10 protein-coding genes are annotated in these 7,908 nt (G+C 63.0%); 7 read left to right on the top strand and 3 right to left on the bottom strand.

Annotated elements, in window-relative coordinates; translation table 11 throughout:
* Window positions 1–264 precede the first annotated feature (264 nt).
* The 3 genes from AC1DU6_RS13835 to AC1DU6_RS13825 all read right to left on the bottom strand — a co-directional run bounded on the left by AC1DU6_RS13835 (window position 265) and on the right by AC1DU6_RS13825 (window position 3,099).
* Window positions 265–1,173: a hypothetical protein gene (locus tag AC1DU6_RS13835; protein WP_457324399.1), complete on the bottom strand. Its 909-nt coding sequence runs from the start codon at window positions 1,171–1,173 to the stop codon at window positions 265–267.
* On the bottom strand, window positions 1,110–1,940 hold the full coding sequence (locus tag AC1DU6_RS13830) for a hypothetical protein (RefSeq protein ID WP_457324400.1): 831 nt from the start codon (window positions 1,938–1,940) through the stop codon (window positions 1,110–1,112). Before AC1DU6_RS13830 ends, AC1DU6_RS13835 begins: the two co-directional genes overlap by 64 nt.
* Before the next feature lie 220 nt (window positions 1,941–2,160).
* A complete protein-coding gene (locus tag AC1DU6_RS13825; protein ID WP_457324401.1) occupies window positions 2,161–3,099 on the bottom strand; it encodes a WYL domain-containing protein in 939 nt (312 codons plus the stop codon).
* A 333-nt stretch (window positions 3,100–3,432) separates the two neighbouring features.
* Here AC1DU6_RS13825 and AC1DU6_RS13820 point away from each other — a divergent pair, with 333 nt between their 5' ends.
* From AC1DU6_RS13820 to AC1DU6_RS13790, 7 genes are all read left to right on the top strand, one after another.
* Complete coding sequence (locus tag AC1DU6_RS13820) at window positions 3,433–4,140, top strand: multiubiquitin domain-containing protein (RefSeq protein ID WP_457324402.1); 708 nt, start codon at window positions 3,433–3,435, stop codon at window positions 4,138–4,140.
* Window positions 4,137–4,466, top strand: a complete 330-nt coding sequence (locus AC1DU6_RS13815) for a hypothetical protein (protein WP_457324403.1) — start codon at window positions 4,137–4,139, stop codon at window positions 4,464–4,466. The genes AC1DU6_RS13820 and AC1DU6_RS13815 overlap by 4 nt, the downstream gene beginning before the upstream one ends.
* Entirely contained in the window at window positions 4,463–4,981 is a 519-nt protein-coding gene (locus tag AC1DU6_RS13810; RefSeq protein WP_457324404.1) for a hypothetical protein, read from the top strand. Before AC1DU6_RS13815 ends, AC1DU6_RS13810 begins: the two co-directional genes overlap by 4 nt.
* The gene (locus AC1DU6_RS13805) at window positions 4,968–5,876 is read left to right on the top strand and encodes a HesA/MoeB/ThiF family protein (protein WP_477857787.1); all 909 of its coding nucleotides are present in this window, start codon (window positions 4,968–4,970) and stop codon (window positions 5,874–5,876) included. Before AC1DU6_RS13810 ends, AC1DU6_RS13805 begins: the two co-directional genes overlap by 14 nt.
* Before the next feature lie 191 nt (window positions 5,877–6,067).
* Entirely contained in the window at window positions 6,068–6,421 is a 354-nt protein-coding gene (locus AC1DU6_RS13800; protein WP_056200043.1) for a GntR family transcriptional regulator, read from the top strand.
* On the top strand, window positions 6,418–7,287 hold the full coding sequence (locus AC1DU6_RS13795; RefSeq protein WP_477857785.1) for an ABC transporter ATP-binding protein: 870 nt from the start codon (window positions 6,418–6,420) through the stop codon (window positions 7,285–7,287). The genes AC1DU6_RS13800 and AC1DU6_RS13795 overlap by 4 nt, the downstream gene beginning before the upstream one ends.
* A gap of 15 nt (window positions 7,288–7,302) precedes the next feature.
* Window positions 7,303–7,908, top strand: a 606-nt coding sequence (locus AC1DU6_RS13790; protein WP_477857783.1) for a hypothetical protein, incomplete at its 3' end; no start/stop codon positions are given.

Below are 7,908 nucleotides of genomic sequence, written 5' to 3'. Positions count from 1 at the left end.
GGTAGGCGATGGCTTTGGCCTAGATCGGGATGCCATTCGCGATCGCGATTTCGGTTGCGATCGGCGTGTAGAGATCAACGTCGGCGGCCACCTCGTCGTACGGGTGGATCGACACGATCAGTGAGTAGCGCACGGCGACGCCGGCGCGGTCACTGTCGTTCCAGTCCTTCCGCCCGCCCCAACCCGGCGGGCTTTTTCACTTGGTCTTCGCGGGCCAGAAGGACTCCACTAGGCATTGCAAATCAATGACCCGGAGCTGCACCGTCACCGCAGAGCGCGAACCTTCTCGGCGCCTTCTTCCGGGGTGGCAACCTGCATCAGTTCGACATTCCCGAACCGTGCCAGTTCGGAAAGGCGCATCTGCATGCGTGACGCATAGCCTAACGCGCTGTCTGATGGGCTATGCACGAGGACATCCTCGTTGACCAAAAGGATCGGCGACAGCGCGTTGCCGTCCATCACTTCCCGAAGAAGCCCAATTTCGAACAGCTTGCTCTGCGCCTCGCGCATGGCGTGATGAGCCTGCCGCTCCGTTGCTGGCAATGACGTGACCTGAACAATCCACCTGCTAAATGCGTAGTCAATGGTCAGATCGATCTGCGAATTCCGCGGCCTGAACCGCCGATCAAAACGGGCCTTCATCTCGGCATCGTCGGAGGCCACATAGCGTTTCATCGTTTTGAGGAACTCCGACGTTCGGACGGTCGATCGAGGAGTCTCGGCCGCGGCTTCCTCTTCGATCATCGCGTCTGCGCTGGCAAAGGCGCTCACACTGCGGACGGCCGCGTTGAGCACCTGGTCGACGTCGTATCCCCTGCATGTCATCAGCGGCGCTGCAACAAAGCCATGGAATGGCGGCACCAAATCCGCCAGAGGCATGCCTGCGGCTTGCTGGGAGGACATGTAGTCAGCGACCTGCTGCAGTACGCCCTTCGATGCGTTTCCACGTTGCCTACCGACCATCGCAACTAGTCGTTCTGGTGACAACACGCAATACGTCTTCGCCGCCATGACCACTTGCGTCGAGTCGTGCGGCTCCAAGGCGATCAACGCGACGACCCTTTCACCTGTTCCCGCGACCGGCTCCCAGAAGATTGGCCGGTACAGGGCTACGCAGGGCGGGTCTTGGTACGCTGCGCCGGGGCCTTCGAGGCTTTGCTGGAAGAGGGCCATTCGAGACGTTGGGTTGGGTTTTTTAGGCGCTTGCCGAGATGTAGCGGCAAGGCCGGAAGGCGCAACTCGATGGACGAAAGATAGTACCAAGCCATCATCAGTACGGTATCCAGCTCCGAGATTCCTGTTGTCGACTGTGTCCACTGTCGGGCTTGTCCGACCATCCAGAGCAGACGCTGCTTGTAGCTGTTGAGGCTTTGCGGAACAGCCTGCATCTTGTGGTCATGGCAACGAGTGACGACCTCGTGGACGAGAGTGTTCTCTAACGGGTGGTAGTCGATCACCCCCGCTCGAACGTTAGAGTCAGTGAAGCGCTTCATGGCCTTTGCCACCGGCTGCAGCGTGAACTCGTGATCAATCAGCCACCAGCGATTTCCGTCGAAGACGACGTTCTCGAAATGGCGGTCCTCGTTGGCGACCAGTTCGTCCCAAACGGCGCCAATCGGACCTTGAGGGGTATCGCACAGCCGCCGCCAGACCCAATCTTCCACGGCCTCAAGGCCAACTGGCCTTGCAAGAGTGTCGTCAGGCCACTGCAATTCGCTGCCGAAGCAGAGCACCTTATCGCCCATTGCTCCCGTCGCGCGCGCGGGCAGCCCTGGAAGCTGATCGCGCTGCGCAAGCACCAGCGAACCTCGAGGGACTTGCAGTTTCAAGGCTTGCGCGGCGAGAGAGCAGGCCAGCTCGGTAGCCAGAACTTCCTTGCGAGGCACCCACTTGATGCACAGCGATACGCCGGGTTCAGTATTGCCGTGGTACTGGGCCAAGCCCCGCCACACCTTGTTCTCATGTCGGCCGGGCAACAGCAGTCCGCCGCTAACCATTCGGTAGACCGGAGGCGTGCGCCACCGTTGGAGGTCTGCGGCACCGTCTGTGATCGCCACTTAGCGCCCTTTAAGTTCGCGCCGCAAAGGAAGCGGGCTTACGTCGTGATTTCGCACCTCAGCCCACTAGGCTGCAACACTGCGTTTGCCAGCCTGGCGACCTTCATAGCGCACGAATCGCCGTCTTCGTCAGCTCTTTGGGATCGACGTAGCCCGGCGCGAGCTGCGCATTGTTCGCACCATAGAGCGCGAACCGATCTGGGAGCCAGAGGGGAAACTCTCGCGCAGACAGTTCATGGTTTGGCGAGCAATCGACGGACCAGCATCGCAGCATGTACCCTGCGTTGGCCGCCCTCAATCGCACTTTGAAGACGCCGTCGACCATTCCATAGTCGGAGCGAACAAGCTCAGGTCGCGGATGATCTGGATGCGGAACAAGTTCCAGGTCGATGACCCGGCTCCACTGCGCATCTTGCTCAGCCGACTCTTCCCTCTTCGCAGGGCTGTCTTCCAGCACCATCGGATTCTCGATCCGCGTCAGCACGTAGTCTCGAAACTGTTGGTGCTCGCGATCAAAAGCACGAACGTGCCACCGCACGCCGTTGTCGACGAGTGCAATTGGCACCAGCGTCTTCTCCGTGCGACCCCGCTCAACAGACGTGTAAGCGGCGCGGACAGCCAGCCCTCTATGAATCGCGCGTGAGATCGGCGCGATTACGTCGGCCGCCGGCACTGCAAGCGGGACAGGGATGTCGCATCTAACAAGCGACTCAGTCTCCGACCCAAGGCCCTCGCCGAAGCCTTGCGAGAGCGCCGTCAAAACCCGTTGCGGCGAGTGCTTGAACAACGGTTTGAAGGTTGGCAGCGGGCGGTAGGCCTTCTGAGCTTGATCAAGTTCACAGTTCTCTGGGGCCAGCTCCCTGTAGAGGGCAATGTCTCGCGTGGCGCCCGAAGGGCCTGTCTCGAACTTTTCAGCCAGCTCCAGGCGGCGCAGCTCTCCCAGGAAATAGAGAGAGAAATCTATGTAGGCGAGCCGTTCTCGTTGCGGGCGGGCAAGTTCATCGAGGGTGGCGCGAAGAAGGGAAGAGTCGATCTCAGGCATTTTTTCCATCATACGCGTTTGGTGCCATTAAGCATCCATTTTGGATCTTTGACCAACCCAAAATGATCATGTATAGTGGCGTCCGTGGGCTCGAATGGAGACCACGACGGCACCAAAAGCAACCAACCAAGCGTAGGAGGTCCGATGAAAAGCAGCAAATAAAAAGGGCAAGCTCGAAAGCTTGCCCCTGGGGTGAACCCGGCCGAAGCCAGACTCAGATGTGGAAGTCGCGAGTGTCTTTGGCCATGCCCCGGGCGTCAAGAGTCCCGAGACGCCAGCCGGGGGGCCGTCCACTTTGGCCGGTCCTGGATGAATTCATTCGCGAGATTTTTTATGCAAATCGATACCCATGATTCGCACCATATCGGTGCGAGCAGCAACCGCCAGGGCCAAGCCATCGAGGTCCTGGACGAGAACTTCAACCCGCGCGGCGCGCGCCTCCACGACGACCGTGTGACCGGCCGTCAGATCGCCGAAGCCGCAGGCTTCAACTCCATCGACGAGGTGATCGTCCTCCAACAGCTGAACAACGGTGCGCTGGAGGAGATCCGCCCTGAAGAGCTCGTCGACCTCACCCAGCCGGGCGTGGAGCGCTTCTTCGTCATCGAGGGCGATGCGACCTACCGCCTCTTCCTGGACGGTCTCAAGCTTGAGTGGCCGCGTGCGAAGGTCAACGCCTGCACCTTGCTGCGCCTGGCCCGCAAGGGTGACGAGTTCGAGGTTGTGCAGCAGTTGAAAGATGCGCCGGACAAGGTGCTGGACGAGGACGACATGGTGGACCTGTCCCACAAGGGCACGGAGCACTTCAAGACCCGCAAGGCCAGCAAGCTGATCAAGGTGGTCTACAACGAGCAGCCGTTCGAGCTGGCCAAGGGCACCTACACGACCGAGCAGCTGATCGCCATCTTCGAGGTCGAGCCGGGCTACATCCTCGACTTGTGGGTGAACGGCAAGCTGGTCGAGCTGAAGCCCGGGGAAGAACTGAAGCTCAAGGCCGGCATGCACTTCACGTCGCATCCGCCGCGGGGGCAGTCGTCGTGAGCGCCGCGCAGCTCAGTGCGCTGCAGGCCATCGTGCCCAGCGCCGAAGCGTTCCAGGACGGGGGCCGCCTGCTGGCCTTTCTGCCTGGCCTCAAGGTCGAGACGCGCAGCGGCACCGTCGTCTGCGATGCGCTGCTCCACCCCCACGAGCACTCCGGCTACCTGACCCGGCTCTTCCTGGATCGCCAGATACCCGGCGGCAGCGCGAACAACTGGACCGCACATACGTTGGGTGGCCGCACTTGGTACGCCTGCTCGTGGCAGGGCATCGAGGCCGCGCTCCCCTGGGTGCAGATCTTGATGAACCACTTGAGGGCATTCCGATGAAGATCCACATCAAGATCACCGAGGCGCTCCTAGCACAGGTTCGCGCCGACCTGCACCGCCGCCACGCGTTCGCCTTCGAACGCGTTGGCTTCCTGACCGCGGGCGCGACGCGCCCGCGTGACGGCGGCATCCTGCTTCTCTGCCGCAGCTATCACCCGGTGGCCGACGAAGACTACGAGGCCAGCGCGACGGTTGGTGCCCAGATCGGTTCCGACGCGATGCGCAAGGCGATCGAGGCGGCGCACCCGGGCAAGTCGGCCCTCCTTCACATCCACACCCACGGCGGCCGCGGCGTACCGGTCTTCTCTAAGACTGACCTGGTCAGCGGCGCCCAGTTCGTGCCTGGCTTCTTCAACGCGCTGCCGCGCACGCCCCACGGCCTGCTTGTCCTGAGCAATACCAGCGCCAAGGGCTTGGTATGGACGGCGAAGAACGCCAAACCCCAGTACGTCGACGGGTTCACGCAGGTGGGCCGCTCGGTTCAGAAATTTGGAGATCGCTATGAGCAAGCATGACCGTCAGAGCTTCCTTGGCGCCAAGAGCGAGCAGGACCTGAAGCGCGCGAAGGTCGGCGTCATCGGCCTAGGCGGCGGCGGGTCGCATGTCGTCCAACAGCTCGCCCACCTTGGCGTCAGCAACTACGTGCTGGTCGACCCGGACACCATTGACGAGACGAATCTGAACCGCCTGGTCGGTGGAACCCTGGAAGATGTGAAGCGCGGGACTTTGAAGGTCGACATCGCCGAGCGCATGATCCGTGCCGTCGTCGCTGACGCCAGCATCGGCGCCCACCCTACACAGTGGCAAGAGGCGGCCAAGGAACTCCAGACCTGCGATGTGTTGATCGGCTGCTTGGACGCCGTGGCGGCCAAGGATCAGCTCGACAAGTTCTGCCAGCGCTTCCTGATCCCGTATATCGACATTGGCATGGACGTTCACAAGGTGGGTGCCGGCTTCCTCATTTCTGGCCAGGTGGTGCTGATCACGCCGGGGAGCCCTTGTCTGCGCTGCATGGGCTTGGTGACTGAGGAAGCGCTAGCTCAGGAGGCTCGCAACTACGGCGCCGCAGGCGGCAAGCCTCAGGTCGTGTGGCCCAACGGCGTCCTGGCATCGACGGCCGTCGGTCTTTTCACTCAGCTGATCTGCCCCTGGCATAGCGGCAACCGCCCGGCTGCGTTCCTTGAGTACGACGGCAACAAGGGCACGTTGATGCCGAGCAAGAGCTTTGCATTCGTGACGGAAAGTCCATGCCCACACTACTTTCCGGAAGAGACTGGAGACCCGCTCTTTGACGTCAGGCAGGCGCCCCAAGAAGAAGCGCCAAAACTGCGCATCGAAGTCTTTCGGCGTTGGCTGAGATCCTTGCTGACGCCCCTGCTAGGAAAGCGCGCCGCGCTACGTTCCAACTGAGTCAAGGATGGGTACGACCGAGTTCAGAGTTGTGCGCAAACAGTTCCGAGTTGTGCGCAAACCGACACCGACACCGACAGCCACCACATGCAGCCCATCCCCCCAAATCTGCAGCCTGTCGCCCTCCGCTAGGTCGCTCCCGGAGCCACGAGATATGGTGTGCTACATCAGCAACACACCTCGGAGCTCCCATGACTCCCACCTGGACAGACCAGGCACCGATCTACCAGCAGCTCGCCGACCGACTGGCCGTGCAGCTGCTTGACGGCAGCCCCCCGGAAGGCGAGGCCCTGCCGTCGGTGCGACAGCTCGCCAGCCAGTACGTCATCAACCCGCTCACCGTCACGCGGGCGCTGCAGGCGCTCAGCGAGCACGGCCTGATCGAGTCTCGCCGCGGCCTGGGCATGTATGTGATGAGCGGCGCCCGCGAGCGTTTGCTGCGCCAGGAGCGCGAGCAGTTCCTGCAGAAGGACTGGCCGGCCCTGCGCGCCAAGCTCAAGCGGCTGGGCCTGACCGCCAAGGATCTGAACTGGGAGTCGACATGAACCTCATCGAAGCCAAGAACATCACGCTGCGCTACGGCAAGAAGACAGCGCTGAACGACGTTTCCGTCGCGGTGCCCAAGGGCCGCGTCGTCGGCCTGTTGGGCCRCAACGGCGCCGGCAAGACCWCGCTGATGAAGGCGATGGTTGGCCTGCTGCCGGTGCAGGGCGAGCTGAGCGTGCTGGGGCTGGAGCCGACCAGGAACCGCCAGCAGCTGCTGACCGAGCTCAGCTACATCCCCGACGTGGCGGTGCTGCCACGCTGGGCCCGCGTGCACGAGMTGATCACGCTGATGGGCCGGCTGCAACCCAAGTTCTCTGCCGAGCGCGCGCGCACCCTGCTCAAGCGCACCAGCGTTAGCGAGGGCGACAAGATCAAGAGCCTGTCCAAGGGCATGGTGGCCCAGACGCACCTGGCACTGATCGCCGCCATCGACGCGAAGCTGATGATCCTGGACGAGCCGACGCTGGGCCTGGACGTGGTGTCGCGCAAGAGCTTTTACGAGATGCTTATCGACGAGTGGTGCGACGGCGAACGCAGCGTGCTGATCTCGACCCACCAGGTCGAGGAGGTGGAGGCGCTGCTGTCCGACGTGATCATGCTGGACGAAGGCCGCGTGGCGCTGTCGATCAGCCTGGAGGACATCGACCGCCGTTTCGTGGCGCTGAACCACGACCCGGCCGCCGCCGACGCGATGGCCGCCGCCCACCCGCTGCTGCGCTACCGCGAGCAGGGCCGCACGACCTCGCTGTTCGACGGCCCGCCGCCCGAGCACATCACAAGCCTGGGCCAGCGCGTGCGCCCCAGCCTCGTCGACCTTTTCATGGCGCTGACCCGCAACCCGGCGCTGAACGGCAAGCAAGCCTGAACTGGAGCAAATGCCATGAACAACCACATCCCCACCCTGCTGCTGCGCGAGTGGATGCAGCACAAGCGCGGCTGGCTGATCGCCGCCTTCGCCCCGCCGATCCTTTTCCTGGCCATGCTGCCCTTCGGCCATGTGCAGGGCCTGCCGATGGAACACCCGGAGCTGATCGGCCTGGCCATCCTGCTGCTGAGCACCTGCGCGGTGTATGTCATCTGCCTGCTGGTGGCGTTGTTCCAGTTGCCCGGCTTGGCGCGGCGTGATGCGCAGGACCGCTCGATCGAGTTCTGGCTCTCCCTGCCGGGGCGCCCGAGCGAGAGCGTCGCGTCGACGGTGCTGGCGCATGCCTGGCTGGCGCCTCTGGGCGGMGCTGTCGTGGGGGCCCTTTTTGGCCTGCCGATCGCGATGTCGGTGCTGGGCAGCAAGGCGGGCTTGGGCGCGGCCATGTCGGTGAACTGGGGCGAGGTCGTCTCGGCGGCAACGCCCCTGCTGCTGCGTGGCCTCGTGGGCACCGTGCCGCTGATGCTGTGGCTTGCGCCGATGATCTTCGTGCTGATGGCCGCTTCGGCCTGGCTCAAGCGCCTGGGCGTGCCGCTGGTCTTCGTCGGCGGCTTCGTTGTCACC

This window comes from Roseateles sp. P5_B10, from assembly GCF_056400485.1.
The sequence above is the reverse complement of the archived record's forward strand: the minus strand, read 5'-3'. Positions and strand labels throughout refer to the sequence as shown.

Coding starts and splice junctions, on each gene's coding strand:
- AC1DU6_RS13835 (WP_457324399.1), bottom strand. CDS start 1,173: ATGGCCCTCTTCCAGCAAAGCCTCGAAGGCCCCGGCGCAGCGTACCAA.
- AC1DU6_RS13820 (WP_457324402.1), top strand. CDS start 3,433: ATGCAAATCGATACCCATGATTCGCACCATATCGGTGCGAGCAGCAAC.
- AC1DU6_RS13805 (WP_477857787.1), top strand. CDS start 4,968: ATGAGCAAGCATGACCGTCAGAGCTTCCTTGGCGCCAAGAGCGAGCAG.
- AC1DU6_RS13810 (WP_457324404.1), top strand. CDS start 4,463: ATGAAGATCCACATCAAGATCACCGAGGCGCTCCTAGCACAGGTTCGC.
- AC1DU6_RS13800 (WP_056200043.1), top strand. CDS start 6,068: ATGACTCCCACCTGGACAGACCAGGCACCGATCTACCAGCAGCTCGCC.
- AC1DU6_RS13825 (WP_457324401.1), bottom strand. CDS start 3,099: ATGCCTGAGATCGACTCTTCCCTTCTTCGCGCCACCCTCGATGAACTT.